Origin of the sequence: Komagataeibacter rhaeticus, from assembly GCF_011611525.1 — a bacterium.
Classification (GTDB): Bacteria; Pseudomonadota; Alphaproteobacteria; order Acetobacterales; family Acetobacteraceae; genus Komagataeibacter; species Komagataeibacter rhaeticus.
The window spans coordinates 3,126,486-3,146,092 of sequence record NZ_CP050139.1 but is presented as its reverse complement, the minus strand read 5'-3'; the positions used below and the strand labels follow the sequence as shown (position 1 = coordinate 3,146,092).

General features: G+C 66.3%; 18 protein-coding genes and 1 riboswitch. Of the genes, 7 read left to right on the top strand and 11 right to left on the bottom strand.

The window, feature by feature from the left end:
• Window positions 1-48 precede the first annotated feature (48 nt).
• The 7 genes from GWK63_RS14425 to GWK63_RS14395 all read right to left on the bottom strand — a co-directional run bounded on the left by GWK63_RS14425 (window position 49) and on the right by GWK63_RS14395 (window position 8,558).
• The gene (locus GWK63_RS14425; RefSeq protein ID WP_034930310.1) at window positions 49-2,643 is read right to left on the bottom strand and encodes an MMPL family transporter; all 2,595 of its coding nucleotides are present in this window, start codon (window positions 2,641-2,643) and stop codon (window positions 49-51) included.
• A 142-nt stretch (window positions 2,644-2,785) separates the two neighbouring features.
• Window positions 2,786-3,796: a lysylphosphatidylglycerol synthase domain-containing protein gene (locus GWK63_RS14420; RefSeq protein ID WP_034930313.1), complete on the bottom strand. Its 1,011-nt coding sequence runs from the start codon at window positions 3,794-3,796 to the stop codon at window positions 2,786-2,788.
• A 75-nt stretch (window positions 3,797-3,871) separates the two neighbouring features.
• Window positions 3,872-4,357, bottom strand: coding sequence for a 6,7-dimethyl-8-ribityllumazine synthase (gene ribH, locus GWK63_RS14415; protein ID WP_034930315.1), 486 nt, complete (start codon window positions 4,355-4,357; stop codon window positions 3,872-3,874).
• A gap of 44 nt (window positions 4,358-4,401) precedes the next feature.
• On the bottom strand, window positions 4,402-5,652 hold the full coding sequence (locus tag GWK63_RS14410; protein ID WP_034930318.1) for a bifunctional 3,4-dihydroxy-2-butanone-4-phosphate synthase/GTP cyclohydrolase II: 1,251 nt from the start codon (window positions 5,650-5,652) through the stop codon (window positions 4,402-4,404).
• Window positions 5,652-6,269 (bottom strand): riboflavin synthase, encoded by a 618-nt coding sequence (locus tag GWK63_RS14405; protein ID WP_034930320.1) that lies wholly within the window; start codon window positions 6,267-6,269, stop codon window positions 5,652-5,654. Before GWK63_RS14405 ends, GWK63_RS14410 begins: the two co-directional genes overlap by 1 nt.
• Window positions 6,270-6,271: 2 nt before the next feature.
• Entirely contained in the window at window positions 6,272-7,312 is a 1,041-nt protein-coding gene (gene ribD, locus GWK63_RS14400; protein WP_371440433.1) for a bifunctional diaminohydroxyphosphoribosylaminopyrimidine deaminase/5-amino-6-(5-phosphoribosylamino)uracil reductase RibD, read from the bottom strand.
• 92 nt (window positions 7,313-7,404) lie between these two features.
• Window positions 7,405-7,568: riboswitch (FMN riboswitch) on the bottom strand.
• A gap of 93 nt (window positions 7,569-7,661) precedes the next feature.
• Window positions 7,662-8,558: an MIP/aquaporin family protein gene (locus GWK63_RS14395; RefSeq protein ID WP_034930323.1), complete on the bottom strand. Its 897-nt coding sequence runs from the start codon at window positions 8,556-8,558 to the stop codon at window positions 7,662-7,664.
• Window positions 8,559-8,918: 360 nt separating this feature from the next.
• Between GWK63_RS14395 and GWK63_RS14390 the strand changes: the two genes are divergently transcribed.
• Window positions 8,919-10,709 carry a hypothetical protein gene (locus GWK63_RS14390; protein ID WP_007397305.1) on the top strand — a complete coding sequence of 597 codons (1,791 nt, stop codon included), beginning with the start codon at window positions 8,919-8,921 and terminating at the stop codon, window positions 10,707-10,709.
• On the opposite strand, the gene GWK63_RS14385 is transcribed toward GWK63_RS14390, so the two are convergent.
• Window positions 10,681-11,238, bottom strand: coding sequence for a hypothetical protein (locus GWK63_RS14385; protein WP_007397306.1), 558 nt, complete (start codon window positions 11,236-11,238; stop codon window positions 10,681-10,683). The two genes, GWK63_RS14390 and GWK63_RS14385, sit on opposite strands and share 29 nt — an antisense overlap.
• A gap of 266 nt (window positions 11,239-11,504) precedes the next feature.
• Between GWK63_RS14385 and GWK63_RS14380 the strand changes: the two genes are divergently transcribed.
• Complete coding sequence (locus GWK63_RS14380) at window positions 11,505-11,732, top strand: DUF3126 family protein (protein ID WP_034930412.1); 228 nt, start codon at window positions 11,505-11,507, stop codon at window positions 11,730-11,732.
• A 47-nt stretch (window positions 11,733-11,779) separates the two neighbouring features.
• Here GWK63_RS14380 and GWK63_RS14375 read toward each other — a convergent pair whose 3' ends face one another.
• The gene (locus tag GWK63_RS14375; RefSeq protein WP_039998549.1) at window positions 11,780-12,406 is read right to left on the bottom strand and encodes a DUF2939 domain-containing protein; all 627 of its coding nucleotides are present in this window, start codon (window positions 12,404-12,406) and stop codon (window positions 11,780-11,782) included.
• Window positions 12,407-12,604: 198 nt separating this feature from the next.
• On the opposite strand from GWK63_RS14375, the gene GWK63_RS14370 reads away from it, so the two are divergent.
• From GWK63_RS14370 to pyk, 4 genes are read left to right on the top strand one after another with little or no spacing between them, the layout of a single operon-like run.
• On the top strand, window positions 12,605-13,429 hold the full coding sequence (locus tag GWK63_RS14370) for a HesA/MoeB/ThiF family protein (RefSeq protein ID WP_007397310.1): 825 nt from the start codon (window positions 12,605-12,607) through the stop codon (window positions 13,427-13,429).
• Window positions 13,426-13,818, top strand: a complete 393-nt coding sequence (locus GWK63_RS14365) for a DsrE family protein (protein WP_007397311.1) — start codon at window positions 13,426-13,428, stop codon at window positions 13,816-13,818. Before GWK63_RS14370 ends, GWK63_RS14365 begins: the two co-directional genes overlap by 4 nt.
• 15 nt (window positions 13,819-13,833) lie before the next feature.
• Window positions 13,834-14,808: an SH3 domain-containing protein gene (locus GWK63_RS14360; RefSeq protein ID WP_039998550.1), complete on the top strand. Its 975-nt coding sequence runs from the start codon at window positions 13,834-13,836 to the stop codon at window positions 14,806-14,808.
• 32 nt (window positions 14,809-14,840) lie between these two features.
• Window positions 14,841-16,280 carry a pyruvate kinase gene (gene pyk, locus GWK63_RS14355; RefSeq protein ID WP_039998551.1) on the top strand — a complete coding sequence of 480 codons (1,440 nt, stop codon included), beginning with the start codon at window positions 14,841-14,843 and terminating at the stop codon, window positions 16,278-16,280.
• A 108-nt stretch (window positions 16,281-16,388) separates the two neighbouring features.
• Here the strand turns inward: pyk and GWK63_RS14350 are convergent, their stop codons facing one another.
• Window positions 16,389-17,291, bottom strand: coding sequence for a prephenate dehydrogenase/arogenate dehydrogenase family protein (locus tag GWK63_RS14350; protein WP_007397314.1), 903 nt, complete (start codon window positions 17,289-17,291; stop codon window positions 16,389-16,391).
• 39 nt (window positions 17,292-17,330) lie between these two features.
• On the bottom strand, window positions 17,331-18,413 hold the full coding sequence (locus GWK63_RS14345; RefSeq protein WP_007397315.1) for a lysylphosphatidylglycerol synthase domain-containing protein: 1,083 nt from the start codon (window positions 18,411-18,413) through the stop codon (window positions 17,331-17,333).
• 192 nt (window positions 18,414-18,605) lie between these two features.
• Between GWK63_RS14345 and hpnA the strand changes: the two genes are divergently transcribed.
• Window positions 18,606-19,601, top strand: coding sequence for a hopanoid-associated sugar epimerase (hpnA, locus tag GWK63_RS14340; protein ID WP_034930343.1), 996 nt, complete (start codon window positions 18,606-18,608; stop codon window positions 19,599-19,601).
• The last annotated feature ends 6 nt before the right edge of the window (window positions 19,602-19,607 follow it).

Below are 19,607 nucleotides of genomic sequence, written 5' to 3'. Positions count from 1 at the left end.
GGCCGCCCCCATCGGGATGCGGCCTTTTTTTGTCTTCCCTGCCAGCAGCTATTCCTTGTCGATCGCGCGCTTGGGCAGCAGGGCGGGCACAAAGATCAGCGTCGCCACCAGCGTGCAGGCCAGTGAGAGCAGCAGCAGCCGCCCCATGCTGGCCGTGCCGGGATGGTGCGATGCCGCCAGCGAGCCGAACGCCGTGCCCGTGGTCAGCGCCGAGAACAGTACCGCGCGCGCCGTGGGGCTGGACAGTGGCGACCGGATGCCCGCCCGCCAGTTCATGACGAAGTAGATGTTGAACGACACCCCCACCCCCAGCAGCAGGGGGAGTGCGATGATGTTGGCGAAGTTGAGCTGTTCGGGCACCACGATGATCAGGATGACCGTCATCAGGGCCGAGAGCAGCAGGGGGGCCAGCACCAGCGCCGTATCGAGCAGCCTGCGCAGGGCAACCGCCAGGATGATGGCGATCATGACGATGGCCGCCGCCGCCGCCGTGACAAAGGCATGCACCATGGTTGCCGCACTCTGCACGATGTCGATGGCGGAGCCTGCCGCCATCGGGGCGATCTTCTGGATCTCGCTGACATAGGTGTGCAGCGCGCGGTTGCCCTTCATCTCGCGCGTGGGGTGGATTTCCACCAGTGCGCGGCCATCGGGCAGAAGGTAGTCACGCGCCAGCTGCGGCGGCACATCGGCAATGCCGACCGGCCTGGCCTGCAGCATGCCGCGCAGCATGTCGAGCTGCATGGGCAGGAAGCGCACCAGCGCCTCGTTGGTGGCCAGGATGCGCTGGTCATCGGTCTGTGACAGGTGGGCCAGGGCCGACTGGATGCGCCGCAGCGGGTCATCGGCGGCCAGCTTGTCCAGCACGCCACCCAGTTCGGCCGCGGTCTTGGCGGCGGCGGCCTTCAGTTCCGCGGCATCGGGGGCGGGCTTGGGGTTGGCCACGATCAGGGTGGGCAGCATGATGCTGGCGGCATCCTGTATCAGCGGCAGCTTGGTCTTCTGGTCGGCCGGCACGAGCGAGCCGAGCCACAGCGCGTCATGCACCAGCGGCAGGGCGGAAATCCTGTCCGACATGGCGGCGGCCTGATCCAGGGTGGGCATCAGGATATCCACCGTATAGGGCGAATACTGTGGCTCGGACATCAGCATGCCCAGCGTGACCATGCCTTCGGATTTCGGGTTCTTGGTATGCAATGGGTCGGCATCGAAGGTCAGGCGCGGCACCAGCGCCACACCCACCAGGGCAATCGCCACGAACACGGCCAGTATGGGCTTGCGGTGGTGGCGGATGGCCGTATCCACCGGGCGTGCCCAGCCAAAGCCGATGGTGCCATGCCCCGCCGTGGGACGGAACAGCCGCAGCAGGGCGGGCAGCAGCGTCAGCGTGCACACGAAGGCGAAGACCATGCCAAAGCCCGCGATCAGCCCAAGCTGGGCCACGCCCACGAAGGCTGTGGGGGTGAAGGCCAGGAAGCCCGCCGATGTGGCCATGGCGGCGACAAGGATCTGGTGGCCGGTCTCGTTCCCGGTCTGCTCAAGCGCCTGGACAATGCCGGGTGCCGAGCCATCGGGCAGGGACTGCGCGCGGAAGCGGACGGAGAACTGGATGGCGAAATCCACCGCGATGCCCACGAACAGGATGGCGAACGCCACCGAGATCAGGTTCAGCTTGCCCACCACAAGGGCCGCGAAGCCCGTGGTCAGCAGCAGCCCCGACACCAGTGTTATGATGATGGGCACGATCACCCGCCACGTATGCACCGCCAGCACCAGCCACAGCGAGACCAGCACCAGTGAGCCGAGCAGGCCCGCCACCATGCCTTCGGCCACGGTGGCGAATTCCTCATCCGCAATCTGGGTATCGCCCGTGATATGGACATGCGCCCGCCCGCTCTTGACGAAGGGCAGTTCGGCGGCAGCAGCGCGGATCGCATCGGCGGCGGCGCCCCCGGGCTGGAAGGAATCATAATCCAGCTTGGGCTGGGTCACGACAAACTGGAACTTGCCCCCCAGGTCGGCCAGGTCTCCCGCCAGCAGCCGCTCCCACGAAAGCGGTTCGGGCGTGCCGGACACGGCATGTTCCAAGGTGGTGGCAAAGCCGCCCAGCGCGCTACGGAAGGGGCCAAGATCGGCCTGGCCCTGGTTTATGCCCAGCGCGATCAGGTCCAGCGCATCAAACAGGCCGCGCCCGGAGGGGTCGGCGGCCAGTTCGCTCAGGAAGGGCTGGGCGGTGATGGTGGTGTTGAGCACGCGCTCCAGCGCCTTGGGGTCCAGGAACATCAGGCCGTTGCGCACCAGATAGGGGTCGGTCTGTGGCGTGGTGACGTAATTGAAATGGGTGTGGTCATCACGCAGCCTTGCCGCAAGCCCAAGTGCTGTCTGCTGGGCTTCCTCGGGCAGGGCCGCGTCGATCACGGCAACAAGCTGGTCCTGCTTTTGCGGAAACAGGCGGCCCATCTCGTCAGAGCGCTTTTTCCAGTCCAGTGAGGCCGAGAACATCTGGTCCGTATCGGTCGTGACCCCCAGCAGCGCATAGCTGGCATAGGTGGCACCCGCGATCAGGAGGGCAAAACCCGCCACGACCGCAATGGCATGACGGGAACAGAAAGCGACAAGACGCCCAAGCGGTACCGATAGCATGACGAGTATTCAGCCCTTCAGAAACCCACGTCGTGCCGCATGGGGCGCGGCAGCCGGTGAAGAGGCCCGGTTTGGCCCATGATGTGGTCCCGATGCAAGGTGGTTCTTTATTGCGTGCCGTAACAGGCCCTGCGTAATCACGTCACGGCTGGCCGGTCATGTGTATTTCCTTGGTGGCGGCGGGGTTCGGGCGTACCCAGCGCATTTCCATCACCTGCCATGCCACCAGCGAGGGCAGGCCCCATGCAATCTCGCGCAGGCGCTTGATCAGCGAGAGCGCGATGCCAGCCTGCGGCGACAGGCCGAACAGGCCGCCGATGATGATATAGCCCCCTTCCGACACGCCAAGCGCGCCGGGCACGGCAAACCCCGCCGATTTGGCGGCCTGCCCCACGCTTTCGATCACAAAGCTGTCAGCAAGGGAAAGCGGGTGCCCCATGGCGCGCAGGACAAGGAACACCTCGATCGTGCCCAGCGACCAGCCCAGCAGCTGCATGCTCCCCGCGCGCAGTGAATTCTCGCGCGTGCGGTACAGGCCCAGGATCTCGTCATGCAGCCCACGGATGTCATCCACCCCGTCCCATCCCAGATGCGCGGCGATGCGCACCAGCAGCCTTTCCACCACCGAGACCGCGCCCAGGTACTGGCTGCCAAAAAACACCGCCCCCAGCAGCAGCGCCGCACCCGCGCTTTCCATAAGTCCGTCGGTAACGGGGGAACGGTTGACCAGACAGAACAGCAGCCCCAGCCCCAGCAGCGTGAACGTGACCTGGCTGAGCAGTTCAATGGTCAGGTCACAGATGGTGGAGGCGGCGGCCCGCCTTATGCCCAGCCCTTCGCGGCGGGCCAGCAGGCGGGTGGTGATCACCTCCCCCCCCACCTGGGCTACGGGCAGCAGGTTGTTGATCCCTTCGCGCGCGCAGCGCAGGGCGACAAAATCGGCAAAGGGCAGGGGGGCACGTCCGGTCTGTGCCAGAAGCCGCCAGGCCTGGGCGGAGGCACAGACCTGTGTCGCATGGAATGCGATGATGGCCGGGATGCTCCACCCGCCCGCGGCCACCAGGCCCAGGATGTCATGCAGGCCGAAACGCGCCAGCATCCAGATCGCAAGGCCGATACCGAATGCCCCGGCGATGAAGGTGAGCTGCCGCATTCGCCATCCCCGCTTTTGTCCCTACAGGACCATGAGAGGACTGTTTTCAGCCGTTTCGCATGGGCCTGCGGTATCTTAACAGCCTCTGATTTTATGAAGCAATGCGATACTTTCAACACAGGCGGCAACGGCTTCGCGGCCCTTGTTGTGCACGTCATCACGCGAGCGGACCACCGCCTGTTCATCGGTATAGGTGGTCAGCACGCCAAAGGCGATCGGCACTTCGGTACTGAGGGCCGCCTGCTGCAGCCCGATCGTGGCGCCCAGGCTGATGAACTCGAAATGCGCGGTATCGCCCTTGATCACGCAGCCAAGGCAGACCACGCCATCATACCGCCCGGTGCGGGCCAGGGTCTGGGCCAGCAGGGGCAGTTCATACGCGCCGGGGGCGTACAGGATGTCTTCGGCGCGCAGGGCGATGTCGTGCTCGCCCAGCCAGGCCACCGCGCCATCGCGCAGGCCGTGGGTCACGTTCTCGTTGAAACGGCTGACCACGATCGCGATGCGCGGTGGGTGGGCGAAGTCAAGCCGGGCGGGGGTAGAGGGGATGTTGGTGCTCATGTCTGGCGTATTTTCCGTGATTGTCGTGATTGTTCCGTGTGAAGTCAGTGCGTATCCGCCGTTTCCGGCTGGCACAGGGCATGGCCCATCCGGGTGCGCTTGGCTTCGAGATAGGCCCGGTTGAAGGGGTTGGGTGCCACCGCAAGCGCAATGCGCTCGCGCACGTCAAAGCCGTGCTCGTGCAGGGCGCGCACCTTGTCGGGGTTGTTGGTCAGCAGGTCGAGCCGGTTCACCCCCAGCGCGCGCAGGATGGCGGCGGCCGCCTGCCAGTCACGTGCATCGGTCTCGAAGCCCAGCCGGTGGTTGGCGTCCACCGTATCCAGCCCTTCATCCTGCAGCGCATAGGCGCGGATCTTGTTGGCCAGCCCGATGCCGCGCCCCTCATGCCCGCGCACATACACCAGCACGCCCGCCTTGGCCCGGCCGATCTGCTCCAGCGCGCCCTGCAGCTGCGCGCCGCAGTCGCAGCGCAGCGAACCCAGCGCATCGCCCGTCACGCATTCGGAATGCAGGCGCACCAGCGGTACGGTGCCGGGGGTGCCCGGCTGGCCCTTGACCATGGCCACATGTTCCGTCCCGTCCGGGGCGCGGAAGGCGTGGATCATCATGTCCGTGCCGCCAAAGCGGCTGGGCAGGCGGGTGCGCGCGACCATCTCCACCGCCGGCGGGGCATCCGTGCCGTCCGTGATCGGGTTGTCCTTCAGCCAGCGCGCCAGTTCGGCGATGGAAAGGATCTGAAGCCCGTGGCGCCTGGCATAGGGGCGCAGGTCGTCCATGCGCGCCATGGTGCCGTCCGCGTTCATGATCTCGCAGATCACGGCGGCCGGGATCAGCCCCGCCATGCGGGCCAGGTCGACCGAGGCTTCGGTGTGGCCGGGGCGTGCCACCGTGCCACCCGGCACCGCGCGCAGCGGGAAGATATGGCCGGGGGAGACCAGGTCTTCTGGCCCCGCATCGGGGGCGGCGGCCGCCAGCACGGTCCTGGCGCGGTCGGCGGCCGAGATGCCGGTGGTCACCCCCTCACGCGCCTCGATGGAGACGGTAAACGCCGTGCCGCGCGGGCAGGTGTTCACCTGTGTCATCATGGGCAGGTTGAGTTGCGTGATCCGCCCGGGCGACATGGGCATGCACACCAGCCCACGGGCATGGGTGACCATGAAGTTCATGGCGTCCGGCGTCATGAGTTCGGCGGCCATGACCAGGTCACCCTCGTTCTCGCGGTCCTCGTCATCCACAAGGATGATCATCCCGCCCCGGCGGATGGTTTCTATGGCCTGCGCCAGTGCCGGGGGCATCAACGATACTGACATACGCTCTCCACATATTTGGCGATGACATCGACTTCGATGTTCACCGCATCCCCTGCCTTCAGGGTGCCAAGTGTTGTGTGTTCCCATGTATGGGGAATGATCATGAGGGCGATGCGGAACGCATCGGGTGGACACCCGTCGGCACCCGGCTCCCCCACCGCGTTCAGCGTCAGGCTGATGCCATCGATCGTGATCGATCCCTTTTCCACCAGGTAGCGGCGCAGGCGGGCGGGAATGCTGAAGGTGATGTGACGGGCCTCGCCCACCTGTTCCACCGCCAGCAGCCGGCCGGTGCCATCGACATGCCCCTGCACGATATGGCCTGACAGGCGGGTGGCGGGCGTGACCGCGCGTTCAAGGTTTACCCGGTGCCCGGCCTCGATCCGGCCCAGCGCCGTGCGGTCCAGCGTTTCCGAACTGATGAAGAACGTGGCGGTGCCCGCCGCGTCAAACGACGTGACCGTCAGGCATACGCCATTGACGGCAATGCTCTCGCCCAGGCTCAGGTCGGGTATGCCGGTGGCCACGGTGATGTCCAGGTCACGGTCAAGCCGCCGCGCGGCGCTGACGTGTCCCTGGTGTTCGATGATGCCGGAAAACATGCTTACTCCTTCACGGCGGAAAGTTCGGGCAGCAGGTGGAGCGGTGTCACATCCCCCTCGCGCACGCGGATGCCGTAGTGGTCCGTGCCGTCCGCGCCCGCGGTAATGGTCAGCCAGTCGTGCCACAGGCCATGTGCGCGCAGTTCGGCCAGCAGGGCTGGGCCGGCTTCCACCATGGCCCAGGTCACGCCCGCCCGGCCCAGCAGGTCCGGCAGGGCCGCGATGTCGGTGCACAGGCGGACGTCAAAGCCCCGGTTGCGCGCAGCCGTCAGGTAGGCGTCATCCACTTCCCCCGTGCGGGTGCAGATGGCGAGTACGCGCGGCGCGCGGCCGGCATGGTCGGGCACGCGGCGCACGTCCAGCCCCGGCCGGTCCGCGCGTATGGTGCGGCCGGTGGTAATCACCGCATCGGTTGCGCGGCGCAGGCGGTGCGCCAGGTCAAGCGAGGTGGCGGCGGTAAATGTGGTGCGTCCCGGCGGCGGCAGCATGGAGCCTGTGGCATCCACCGCCTGTTTGACCGTGATCCATGGCTGGCCGGTCCGGGCAAAATGGGCAAAGGGGGCCAGCAGGCTGCGGCACAGGGCGCGCAGGGCGGCCTGCGGGCCGGTGGGCTGGAGCACATGCACGCTCCGGCCCTGGCTGCGCAGGTAATCCGCCCCGCCGCCTGCAACATGGGGGTTGGGGTCACGCAGCCCGATCCACACATCCCGCACAGGGGTGGCTGCCAGCGCGTGCGAGCACGGGCCGGTGCGGCCGGTATGGTTGCACGGCTCCAGCGTTACGACGGCGGTATGGGCACGATCCAGCAGGCCGCGCGCGCGGCACTGGTTTATGGCCTGGATCTCGGCATGGGGCGTGCCCGCGCGATGGTGGCCACCCACGGCAAGGATGGTACCATCCCGATCCAGCAGGGCGCAGCCCACGGGGGGATTGGGGGCGGTGGCGCCCACATGGCGGGCGGCCTCATCAACCGCCGCGCGGAACCCGTGCGCGATGGCGGGGGGGAGGTCGGGGCCAGTTATGGCATTGCAGGCCTGCGGCAACGCGTCCAAAACACACTTCTCCATCCATCTGGACGGACTCAGGGCGCGTAAAACCATCTTCCCGCCTCCCCATGGGGAAGGCTGGCCATAGTTTCCGTTCTCTCTCATCCGGACTGTAACCGTCGGTTCCGGAATCACACCGGATCTGCTTGACCCCGACCAGCATAGAAGTGGCCGGGCGCTCGCGGACTTGTGCCCCCCGTTACAGGAAGCAGATACCGCCGGTGGGGAATTGCACCCCGCCCCGAGAACGCCTGCAAACCGGGCATGAACCCGATCTGCCTTTCAGTAAGGCGATATTGGGAATAATTTTCATCGATTGCAAGTAGGGTATTTTGAACCACAGTCTTCAATCGTACTTCGCAGGCCCGCCTTCCATGCGGCGACCGGGATGGAGAAGGGAGGGAATGCGGCCATGGTGGCCGAAATTGACCAGCCGCGCTTCCTCCACCTCGATCCGGCCCAGCAGGCGCGAACGCAGCAGCCAGATGGCCATCGCCGCCCCCGTGAACGGTCCCAGCGCATAGATCCAGAAGGAGTCCCACTGCCCCGTCACGACGGCGGGGCCAAAACTGCGGGCCAGATTGGAACTGTTGCCCGACAGCCACGCCGAGACCGGGTTGCACAGGCAGAAGAATACGCCGCCCGCCCATGGCGTGAACCATTTCAGCACCGGATGGGCGGCCAGCGCGCACAGCATGATCACCAGCAGGCAGGTCAGCACCATTTCCGTCACCAGCGGCCAGACGACCGCAACACCGGAAAAGGGCACCGTGGCGGCAAAGGTCGCGTCCTGCGCCATCTTTCCCCATACCGGCAGCACATGCCCCACACCCGCCAGCAGCACGGCGGCAAGACAGGCCCCCAGCATCTGGGCGGCCACATATCCGCACAGGTCCACCCATCCCAGCCGCCGGGCCAGGCTGAATGCCAGCGAGACGGAGGGACTGACATGCGCCCCGCTGACGCGCCCGAACGGCGTATAGGCCGCAACCGTCCCCGCCAGCCCGAAAAACAGCCCGCACAGCATGGTCTGGATTACGGGATGGGGGGCCAGCATGCGCCCGACGGGGGTCTGGGGCGTGGTCAGCAGCGTGACCGACACGATACCGCACAGCATGAGCACCATGGTGGCCACCATCTCGCAGCCATACAGTTTCCAGTGTAGTGGATGGTCGGGATGGGGGGCACCCGCAAGGGGCCGGTCCGTGATGGCTGATCCCCCCGGTGGCCGGGTTGCGGTCATGGCGTGCTCTCCCTTGCTGGCGCATGTAGAGGCCTTGAGTTAAAGGAAGAAATGGTGTGCAATAAACGGAATCATGCGAATATATGCCGTGCATGAGACTGACTAATGCATAGCAGTTGAACGTTTTTTCTATATCGGTCCGGAATCTGTTCCTATGTTCTGGCCGCCATATACACGCAAGGCGCAATCGGTCCTGTCCACGCCGGTTGGCGTTGCATGCGGGCGGCAGGCCGGGACGGATTCTTGTTTGTTAACCGGATGTGCAGGGGCGGACACGCCAGACTGATGGATTGCTGTTGGAAAAAGGGCCATCCCGGCCACCATGCCGGTACCTGCCTGGACAGGGCGGGCCGGGCAGGCATGATGCTGGGCGGGATGGTGGCCATGCTGGGTGGCCTGGTGGCGGCATCGCCCGCCCGGGCGGACGACATGGCCGAAATCCGGGCCATCCATGCCGAAATGCGGCGGCTGGAAGCCAAGGTCGAACAGCTGGAAGCCCATCACGGCATGGCGCGCGGCAGCCAGAACGTGGTGGCGGGCCGCACCCTGCGCTCGGGCGGGCGGACGGGGGGCAGTGCATCGGCCAGCAACCCGTCGGGCCAGCTCAGCGTCATGCCCGATCTCTCACGGCTGACCATCGGCGGCCCGGCCCTGTCGGATGATGCGCAGGCCGCCGCCGCGGCCGAGAACACCATGACCGAGGCAATCATCCCGGCGCAGGCCAAGCTCGACCTTGATTCCTCCAGCCCGCTGGCCATCACCCAGACCGGGGTGGACAGCCTGCCGCCCGTATTCCGCATTGGCGGCGTGTCGGTCAGGCTGGGGGGATTCATCGATTTTTCCAACATCTACCGCAGCAAGAACCTGACCAGCGGCCCCGCCACCAGCTGGGGCAGCTTTCCCTATGCCAACAGCCCCAATGCCCATACCGGGGAGTACCGGCCCTCGGCGCAGCTGACACGCCTGAGCGTGCTGCTGCAGGGCTCGCCCACCAAGGACGAGACCCTGTCGGGTTATATCGAGACCGATTTCGGCGGCGCCGCCGGTACCGCCAACAGCTACCAGACCAACAGCTACACGCCCCGCATCCGGCAGGCGTACATGACCTACAGCAACACCAAGTGGGGCTTCCATATCCTCGCGGGGCAGGCCTGGAGCCTGACGACGGGCTATACGCAGGGCCTGCTGTCACGTCATGAACAGCTGCCGCCGGTGGTCGATAACAACCAGATCCCCGGCATCGTGTTCACCCGCGTGCCGCAGATCCGCTTCATCAAGGATTTCGGGCGCAAGTGGTGGCTGGGCCTGTCGCTGGAGGCACCGCAGGTGGCCTATGCCGCATCGGGCAGCGCGGGCGACCACGCCATGCTGACCGGTACGGATGATGACACCCTGGCCTCGTCCGGCACGACCCTGCTTTACAACAATGCAGGGTCCGGCATGCTCAATCCCAATGCCAAATACAGCATGGATGTCGCGCCCGACATCGTGCTCAAGGGCGCGCTGGATACCCGGCCCGCCCATTACGAGATCTATGGCCTTGCGCGCTGGTTCAAGGCCATGTCGCAGGCATCCGCGGCAGGCAGCCCCATCCGTGAGCGCGTGTCCTTTGCCGGCGGCGTGGGGGGGGACGTGACGGTGCATGTCATCCCACGCTACCTGCAGTTTACCGGCAATGTGCTGGCGGGGCAGGGTATCGGCCGTTATGGGCCCGCGATGTTGCCCGATGCCACGTTCAAGGCCAATGGCACGCCCGCGCCCATTCCCGAGATCATTGGCAGCATGGGCCTGATCGGCCATCCCACATCCAACCTGCTGGTCTATCTGTACGGGGGCGTGGAAAGTGCCGGGCGGCGGACCTATACCGGCACGGATGGCTATGAATACGGCTACGGAGTGAACGACCTGGCATTAAGCAGCTGTGATGTGGAACAGATCAGTGGTGGCAGCTGCGATGCCCAGACCCATACCGTAGCCGACCTGACCGTGGGTGGCTGGTGGCATGTGCTGCAGGGCGGATATGGCGCGGTCATGACCGGCGTGCAGTACACATACCTGCGCAAATTCGCCTATAAGGGCGGCGATGGCGCAACCCCCACCACGGGCGGCAACACCATTTACGTCACGTTCCGCTATCTGCCTTTCCAGTAGTTCCGCTGGCGGGGGCAAGGGCGGCCAGGCAGTCGGCCGACTGGTGGGCCAGATGGATGTCGTGCACCGCGCTGATGGCGCGGATGCTGTCCGTGCGCCAGCGCGCGGACATGCCATGGGGCGTGCACAGGGCACCCGCGCCCAGCAGCGGCCCGTTACCGGGATCAATGACCGACAGCACGGCATGCGGGTTGCGTGGCAGGGCCTGACGCAGGGCCGTGCGCAGGCGGCTGGCGGTCGGGTCATCCACATGGGTGATCAGGTCGGGCACCAGTGCGATCCACCCGTCCCACCCCGCCGCCACCGCCCGGCGCAGCTGGGGCCAGGACCTGTGGGCATCCAGCGCGCGGGCCGTGGCCTCGGCGCCATCTTCATGGATCTGGCGGGCAAGGTTGCGCGCGCTCAGCCCCAGGCTGGCTTCGGTGGGGGCGCCGGCGGGGGGCAGGCTGGCTGCAAGTGCTGTCAGCCCGACGGGGGGTGCAAGCAGGGCGACAAGCAGCATCAGCCGGGGAAAGGATTGGAGGCGCATGGTCTTTAATTCTCCTTTCGTGCTGGTGTTGCGGTATGATCAACCAGAGGGGGGAATCGTGGCATTGCCACGGCGCGGGTGGGGAAAATGATGGGCACGCGGTTGCAGGTGTGCCGACATGTCCCTATAGCCTGCGGCGATGCCCGGTAACGGACGGGGCAGCCGCGCGATCCTGACCGGACCGGCCACGCGCGTTGACCAGGGGGCCATATCCGGCCCTGATCATATTTCTGGCGGGTCCTGCCATTGTGGAGAACAGACGTTTCATGAGTGCCATGTCCTCTTCCGAAATTTCGCGCCTTCAGATCTGCCTGCGTCGCCTGCTGGGTTCGCCGGGGCTTACGGTCAATGCGCCCCCGCGGGCCGGGCTGTCTGTCGAGCTGGCCGTCAATGGTGAGGTGGTGGGTACCATCCATCGTGACGAGGATGAGGGCGAAGTGTCCTACGCCGTCCACATGACCGTTCTTGAAGAAGACCTGCCTGCCCCGAAATGACCGGCCGCGCAGTCGCGGGGGGCGGGTAGGCCCGCCCTTCCCGGCCCCTAGGGCTGGGTGACCGGCTGCGGCAGGGGACCGGCCGATGCCTCGATCAGGGGATGGGGGCGGGGTGCGGGCAGGTCGATATGATGGATTTTCCACTGGAAGGCGTGGATACGCATCTGCAGCCGCAGCGGGGTTTCATTTTCATGCCCGGGCACGAGCATGCTCGCCTCGAACACACCCGGATGGGTGAAGTGCATGTGCACGCCGCGCAGCATGCCATACAGGCCCTGATGCGTGCCGCTCTGTGCGGCGGGTGGCATCAGGTGGTCCACCAGTACGCCAAGCCGATCGGGGCGCACTTCCTCATCAATGGCGTTGGAGACGGCGGATGACGCAAAGGACGCGCCGAATTCCGGCAGTTCGTCATCGGCGTGGGGCGGCCCGATCAGGCTGTCCACCACCTGGTTCTTCAGTCCGCTGCGTACCGATTCCCATTTCAGGCAGGTGTTCAGGCTGCCCATGTCATGGCTGCGGATGGCGGAGGTGATGGACCAGAGCGTGAAGAAGGGGGAGGCCACGTAAAGCGTGCTGGCGGCGGCCAGCGTGCCCGCGCAGACCCAGCGCGCCTGCTGGCGGCGCAGTGCCGAAAGGCCGGCGGGAATTTCCATGCGGGAAAGATAAGACATTGATTTATACTCCCCCCAACAGGCTTCATGCTTGTGACAGACTATACTGGAAACATATCCGGCATGCATTGGTTTCATGATTGAGGTGGGAAATTATCACGTAATCGTGATAACGGGCCTGTTGCTTCCCGCTGCACCCCCGCGGTGGCACAGTGTATCCGCCCCGTATGGGCAACCGGGTCCGGGCAGGAGGACAGGGTGAATTTTTCCGAAGAAGAGATCCAGCGCTACGCGCGCCACATCCTGCTGCCCGAAGTGGGCGGCACGGGGCAGCAGGCCCTGAAAGACGCCAGTATCCTTGTTGTTGGCGCGGGGGGGCTTGGCTCGCCCGTCGCCCTTTACCTGGCTGCGGCGGGGGTGGGCCGGATCGGGCTGGTGGATGACGACGTGGTGGACCTGTCCAACCTGCAGCGCCAGATCGCGCATGCAACCGACCGGATCGGCCAGCCCAAGGTCGAGTCGGCGGCCACCGCCCTGCGCGCGCTCAACCCCGGTACGCGGGTTGATTGTCATAACACCCGGCTTGGGGCGGAAAACGTCCGCGCGCTGGTACGCGGATACGACCTGGTGTGCGATGGCTCCGACAATTTCGCCACCCGCTATCTTGTGGCCGATGCCTGCGCGCTGGAACGGCGCACCCTTGTCTCCGCCGCCGTGCTGCGCTTCGAGGGGCAGCTTTCCACCTTCCGTCCCGGCGGCCCGTGCTATCGCTGCCTGTATCCCGAGGCCCCGCCCGCGGGCACCGTGCCATCCTGCGCCGAAGCCGGGGTATTCGGTGCGGTGACCGGCGTGATGGGCACCCTGCAGGCGACCGAGGCGCTGAAGGAAATCCTGGGCATTGGCGAAAGCCTTGCGGGCCGCCTGCTGGTATGGGACGCGCTGGCCATGCGCTTTCACACCATTGCCCTGCCATCCGATCCCGACTGCGCGCTGTGTGGCGCGCATCCCGCCATCCACGACCTGTCAGCCCATCAGGCACCGGCACAGGCCGGCTGCAGGCTGCCCGCGGGGGTCGCGTCATGACCACGGACCCTGCCGATGGCGCGCTGGCCATCCTGCTGTATGACGGGGCCTATGCGCGGGCGCATTACGCCTTTGTCGTGGCGGCGGGGGCCCTGGCCATCGGGCGGCCGGTCATCGTGTTTGCCGCCGGGCGGGGCGTGCATGCGCTGGCGCGTGACTGGAGCGGGCTGCATGATGCGGGCGATGATGCACTGGTGCGCGCGCGCGGTGTCGCGGGCATGGATACGCTGCGCGGGGCGGTCATGGAACTGGACGCGACCCTCATGGTCTGTGATGCGGCCCTCCGGCTGTGCGACCTTGCGCCCGACCTGCTGCTGGATGGCGTGCGGGTGGCGGGCATTCCCACCTTTCTCGAAGCTGCCCGGGGGCGGCAGATCATAACCCTGTAAGGATTGAAGAACACGATGGCGCAGTGCATGCGGCATGAACCCCTTGCGCGACCGGCCGGTGTGCCGTCCCGCATTCCCGCCCGGCGCGGGTCGTTGTTTCTGGCTGCCGGTGCGATGGCACTGCTGGCGGGCGGCGGCATGGCCCATGCGGCGTCGCCGGCGACGCATCATCACGCCCGCCATGCGGCTGAGCACGACAAGGCCACGCATGGTGCCACCACGGCCAGAAGCAGCCTGGGCCATGCCCATGTGCATGCAGGCAAGGAGAAGGCGAAGCCCGCCGCTGCGGCGCATCACCACCATGCGGCGGCGGCAGCAGCGGGCGTAGCGGCCGGTGCGGGCGTGACCGCGACAGCCGCCACACAGCCCGCATCCGCCCGCCCGCCCGCAGTGGAGGCCCCGCCGCCCGTCCCGGTTGATAATACCAAGGGAAGCGTGACCGGGCTGCCGCTGCCGCGTTTTGCCGCCTTCCGCGCCGATGAGGTCAACCTGCGCACCGGGCCGGGCCAGCGCTACCCGATTGACTGGGTGTACCACCGCCGTGGCCTGCCGGTAAAAATCGAGCGTGAATTCGATGTCTGGCGGCTGGTGGAGGATTCGGACGGGCAGAAGGGCTGGGTCCATCAGGCAACCCTGGTGGGAACCCGCACGTTTGTCATACCGGGACTTCCGCCGCAGGGTGACGCCCAGCAGGCCGACCAGCCAAGTGCCAAGGAAACCGACGTGATCGGCCGGGCCGATACCCGGATTGTCGGGCATGTGGCCGATGTGGCGGAGGCCGCGGGCGTCAAGGGGGCGGTCATGCTGCGTGCGGATGCCGCCACCACATCCGCACCCGTGGCCGTGCTGCGGCCGGGCGTGGTGGGGACGATCCGCCAGTGTGCGGCGGGTACGCCATGGTGCAAGGTTTCGGTCAAGCAGTACAGCGGCTGGCTGGAACGCAGCGCCATGTGGGGATTACTGCCGCAGGAGGTGATCGCACCTTCCTGAGGCACCAGGACAGGAACAGACGGGAGAAAGACATGCCGGATACACCCTATCGTGCCATGCGCCGGACCAAGATCGTCTCGACGCTTGGCCCGGCCACGTCCGATCATGCGACCATCCGCGCGCTGGCGGTGGCGGGGGTGGATGTGTTCCGGCTCAATTTCTCCCATGGCACGCATGGGGATCATGCCGCCCGTCATGGCGTGATCCGCGATGTGGAGGCCGAGCTGGGCCGCCCGCTGGGCATTCTGGCCGATGTGCAGGGCCCCAAGCTGCGGGTGGGCACGTTTGCCAACGGGCGCGTGCAGCTGACACCGGGCGCGCGTTTCCGTCTGGACCTTGATCCCGCACCGGGAAACGAGACACGGGTCTGCCTGCCGCATCGTGAAATCCTTGCGGCAGCGGAGGAAGGCAGCACCCTGCTGCTGGATGATGGCCGGCTGGCGCTGAAGGTGTGCGAACGCGGCCCCGATTTCCTGCTGACGGAGGTGACGCTGGGTGGCGTGCTGTCGGACCACAAGGGCGTGAACGTGCCCGACGTGGTGCTGCCCATTCCCGCCCTGACGGACAAGGACCGCGCGGACATGGCCTTCGCGCTGGACCTGGGCATCGAATATGTCGGCCTGTCCTTCGTCCAGCGCCCCGAGGACGTGCGTGAGGCCCGCCGGCTGGCCGACGGGCGGGCATGGATCATGACCAAGCTGGAAAAACCGCAGGCGATGGACAATCTGGAAGAGATTGTCGCCCTGTCGGATGCGGTCATGGTGGCGCGTGGCGACCTGGGCGTGGAACTGCCGCCCGAACTGGTGCCGCTGGCGCAGAAGCGCATCATCCGCGTGGCCCGCAGGCTGGGCCGCCCGGTGGTGGTGGCAACCCAGATGCTGGAAAGCATGGTCCACGCCCCCACTCCCACCCGTGCCGAGGCATCGGACGTGGCGACGGCGGTGTTCGACGGCGCGGATGCGGTCATGCTCTCGGCCGAGACAGCGGTGGGCGCCTACCCGCGTGAGGCGGTGGCGATCATGGACCGCATCGTGCGCCGGGTGGAGGAAGATGAGGTCTGGCGCCGCCAGCTTGATGCCTCCAGCCCCGAGGCGGACCACAACGTGGCCGGTGCCATTGCCGCCGCCGCGCGCCAGATCGTGGCCACGGTGGATGTGGCCGCTGTCGCCGCCTTTACGCTGTCGGGCCGCACCGCGCTGCGCATTGCGCGTGAGCGGCCGGCCTGCACCATCATCGGCCTTGCGCCCAGCGATGACGTGGCCCGCAGGCTGGCGGTGGCGTGGGGGGTGCAGGCGGTCTCGGTGGGGCAGGAAACGCCGGTGCACACCATTGAAAGTGTCGTGGATCAGGCGCTGTCCATCATCAAGGCGGATGGTTACGGCGGTGTGGGCGATGCGGTGGTGATTGTGGCGGGCCTGCCCTTTGGGGTGGCGGGCAGTACCAACACGCTACGGATTGCAACCATCACCTAAAGTAATCAGACAGTAAGGAATAAAAGTTTCTGGGTGCCGCCTTTTTTCAAAAAAGCGGCATTCTTCAAAGCTTTTTGGGAAAAAGCTTTACCAGAAACTTTTCTGTTTTCATGCCTGACGGTTCTCGATCAGGCTGCGCCGGATGGCGCGGCCGCGCTGGATGCGGCTGACGATCACGTCTTCATTACCGGTGCGGATGGCATCGCCCATGGCCTGCGCATCTGCAATGAAGCGGTCAAGCATGTCCAGCAGGGCCGCGCGGTTGTTGAGGAAGATGTCACGCCACATGGTGGGGTCCGACGCCGCGATGCGCGTGAAGTCCCGGAAGCCCGACGCCGCGAAGTCCAGCACTTCCGACCGGGTTTCATCCGCCAGGTCATCGGCCGTGCCGCATATGGTGAAGGCCAGCAGGTGCGGCAGGTGGCTGACAATCGCACAGACCCGGTCGTGGTGTTCCACGGTCATGTCACGCACGCGGGCCCCCATCATCTCCCACAGCGTGGTGATGCGCGCGATCGCGGTGTCCGGCGTGCCGGCGGGGGGGGTAAGCAGGCACCACCTGTCCTCGAACAGGGTGGCGAAACCGGCATCGGGGCCGGAGAATTCCGTGCCCGCCATGGGGTGCGCCGGCACGAAGGCAATATCGGGATACTGCGCCAGCAGCGGCTGCATGGCCTCCATGACCGTGATCTTGACCGATCCCACCTCGCTCAGGATCGCGCCCTTTTTCATGACGGGCATGACCTGCGCCGCCACCATGGCTATGGCCCCCACCGGCACGCATATGATCACGCAGTCCGCCCCACGCGCCGCCGTGGCGGGATCGGCCTCGACGGCATCGGCAATGCACAGTTCGGCCACGCGGGCGCGCACTGCGGGACTGATGTCGCATGCCACCAGCCTGCGCGCGATGCGCCGGTCTTCCATTGCGCGCCGCAGGATGGAGGAGCCGATCAGGCCGGGGCCGATAATCGCCAGTGTTTCAAACAGGGGGCTGGGCTGGTCCGTCATGGCGCGGGGGTCTGTCCGGCTTTGGGGTTTGTGGGGGTATTACTTGCGTGTGGGGTCGTGGGGTTCGTGCACCGTGACGGGGGCGGCGGCGGATGCCGTCGTGCCCCCGGCGGGCGGCGGAACGCCTTCCTTGCGGCGCAGGGCGCGCATTTCCATCCCCTGCCACAGCAGCAGCATGGGAATGCCGATGACCAGTTCCCGCCCGCGCCGCAGCAGTGACAGCCCCAGCGAGACCGAGGGCGCGATGCCGAAGGCCGAGCCAAGGGCGATATAGGCTGCTTCCTGCACGCCCAGGCCCGCCGGTACCAGGAAGGAGACGGACATGATGCCGCAGGCCACCCCCTCGATCGCAACGGCACCGCTGAAGCTCAGATGCGCGCCTAGGAAGTAGTAGGCCACCCAGATGGTGGCCGCACTGCCCAGCCAGCCCACATAATGCAGGACCGCTCCCTGAATGATGCGGCCGGGATGCGACCATATGGCGTCGAAGCGTTCCTGTATGCTGTCGGCGCTGCTGAGCATGGCATCCTGCCACTGCGTGGCCATGTTGTGGCCCAGCTTGCGGCCCACGCGCTTGAGCAGGTCACCGCCATGGCGCTGGGTGTAGATGAACCCCCCGATTCCCAGGCTGAGCAGTACCAGACCGATAATGACGGGCCGGGCGAACGGACTGGACTGCTGGTGGGCGACCAGGCACAGCACGGCGGTCAGGATGAACAGGATCTGGCCCATCACCTCGGTGGTGATGTCCACCAGGTTGGCGCAGGCGGCCTCGCCTCCGTCCACATGCCGGCCCTTCCTGCCCGCGAACAGGTCGCTCGAGCATGTGGCGCGGATGCCCAGCACCATGCCACCCAGCTGCGAGAACGGCAGGCATGACGCGGCGGCATCGCGGATCATGCGCGAGACCGTCAGCTGCACCAGCGGAATGTCCCGGCAAGCCGCGTGCCACGCAAGACCCAGTATTGCATCGACTGCAAGCTGCGCCACGACAGTCGCCATGAACCCGACGAACCCGATGGAGACGATGGCCTTCATGACCGAACCCGCCCCGAACCACGCGGTGCAGCCGGTAAGCAGGGCCAGGCCAAGGATGGCCAGCAGGATGGTGAGCTTTCTCAAAAAGATTCCGTCTTGGTCTGTTGGCGGGGGAACACCGGGTGAAATTCACGCCACGGTGGCCAGTCGTGCCTCACTTACACTACAGGAAGGTCTGGCGCCACCGGGAGGTGTCGGGATAAATGGAACGCCCGCCGGTTGCGAGTCCGTATCGCAATCGTGAATTCTGTCCCTGACGGAGTGATCGTTCAGACCATGACTGCCCCAACCCTTGTAACCGGTGCGACCGGTTTTGTCGGCTCCGCCGTTGCCCGTAACCTGCTCGAGCGCGGGCATACGCTCCGGCTCATGGTGCGCAAGGGAAGCGACCTGACCAACCTGCGCGATCTTCCTGCCGAACTGGTGGAGGGGGACCTGTCAACGCCCGGCAGTTTCGATACGGCGGTAAAGGGCTGCCGCTACGTGTTCCATGTCGCGGCGGACTACCGGCTGTGGGTGCCCGACCCGGTGCCGATGATGGTGGCCAATGTGGAAGGGACCCGCGCGCTGATGCTGGCGGCGCAGAAGGCGGGGGTGGAGCGGATTGTCTACTGTTCCTCCGTTGCGGCGCTGGGCCTGATTGGTGACGGCACGGTCTCCGATGAGGAAACGCCGGTGCATGAACATGGCGTGATCGGTATCTACAAGCGCTCCAAGTACCGTGCCGAGCAGGAAGTGCTGCGCCTGGTGCATGAACGCGCCCTGCCCGCCGTGATCGTGAATCCCTCCACCCCCGTCGGCCCGCGTGACATCAAGCCCACCCCCACAGGGCAGATGATCCTGGACTGCGCGGCCGGCCGCATGCCCGCTTACGTCGATACGGGTGTCAACATCGTGCATGTGGATGACGTGGCCGAGGGCCACGCCCTGGCGCTGGAGCGCGGGCGTATTGGTGAGAAATACATCCTGGGCGGCCAGAACTACCTGCTGCGCGACCTGTTTGCCATGACCGCCGAACTGGCCGGTGTCGCCCCCCCGCGCATAAGCCTGCCGCAGGCCGTGATCTGGCCCGTGGCGGTGGCCAGTGAATGGCTGTCGCGCGCGTTCGGCATCGCGCCCCGCGTCACGCGGGAGATGCTGGCCATGTCGCACAAGAAGATGTTCTTCTCGTCAGACAAGGCCATCCGTGAACTGGGTTACGCTCCCCGCCCCGCGCGGGAAGCGGTGAAGGACGCCATAGACTGGTTCCGTCAGCACGGCATGCTGGACTGAGGCCTC

What these genes read in the sequence shown, in the direction of transcription:
- GWK63_RS14390 (WP_007397305.1), top strand. Translation starts at nt 8,919, where the DNA reads ATGATGCTGGGCGGGATGGTGGCCATGCTGGGTGGCCTGGTGGCGGCA.
- GWK63_RS14395 (WP_034930323.1), bottom strand. Translation starts at nt 8,558, where the DNA reads ATGACCGCAACCCGGCCACCGGGGGGATCAGCCATCACGGACCGGCCC.
- GWK63_RS14375 (WP_039998549.1), bottom strand. Translation starts at nt 12,406, where the DNA reads ATGTCTTATCTTTCCCGCATGGAAATTCCCGCCGGCCTTTCGGCACTG.
- GWK63_RS14360 (WP_039998550.1), top strand. Translation starts at nt 13,834, where the DNA reads ATGGCGCAGTGCATGCGGCATGAACCCCTTGCGCGACCGGCCGGTGTG.
- GWK63_RS14380 (WP_034930412.1), top strand. Translation starts at nt 11,505, where the DNA reads ATGAGTGCCATGTCCTCTTCCGAAATTTCGCGCCTTCAGATCTGCCTG.
- GWK63_RS14365 (WP_007397311.1), top strand. Translation starts at nt 13,426, where the DNA reads ATGACCACGGACCCTGCCGATGGCGCGCTGGCCATCCTGCTGTATGAC.
- GWK63_RS14420 (WP_034930313.1), bottom strand. Translation starts at nt 3,796, where the DNA reads ATGCGGCAGCTCACCTTCATCGCCGGGGCATTCGGTATCGGCCTTGCG.
- ribH (WP_034930315.1), bottom strand. Translation starts at nt 4,357, where the DNA reads ATGAGCACCAACATCCCCTCTACCCCCGCCCGGCTTGACTTCGCCCAC.
- GWK63_RS14385 (WP_007397306.1), bottom strand. Translation starts at nt 11,238, where the DNA reads ATGCGCCTCCAATCCTTTCCCCGGCTGATGCTGCTTGTCGCCCTGCTT.
- GWK63_RS14405 (WP_034930320.1), bottom strand. Translation starts at nt 6,269, where the DNA reads ATGTTTTCCGGCATCATCGAACACCAGGGACACGTCAGCGCCGCGCGG.
- hpnA (WP_034930343.1), top strand. Translation starts at nt 18,606, where the DNA reads ATGACTGCCCCAACCCTTGTAACCGGTGCGACCGGTTTTGTCGGCTCC.
- pyk (WP_039998551.1), top strand. Translation starts at nt 14,841, where the DNA reads ATGCCGGATACACCCTATCGTGCCATGCGCCGGACCAAGATCGTCTCG.
- GWK63_RS14410 (WP_034930318.1), bottom strand. Translation starts at nt 5,652, where the DNA reads ATGCCCCCGGCACTGGCGCAGGCCATAGAAACCATCCGCCGGGGCGGG.
- GWK63_RS14350 (WP_007397314.1), bottom strand. Translation starts at nt 17,291, where the DNA reads ATGACGGACCAGCCCAGCCCCCTGTTTGAAACACTGGCGATTATCGGC.
- GWK63_RS14425 (WP_034930310.1), bottom strand. Translation starts at nt 2,643, where the DNA reads ATGCTATCGGTACCGCTTGGGCGTCTTGTCGCTTTCTGTTCCCGTCAT.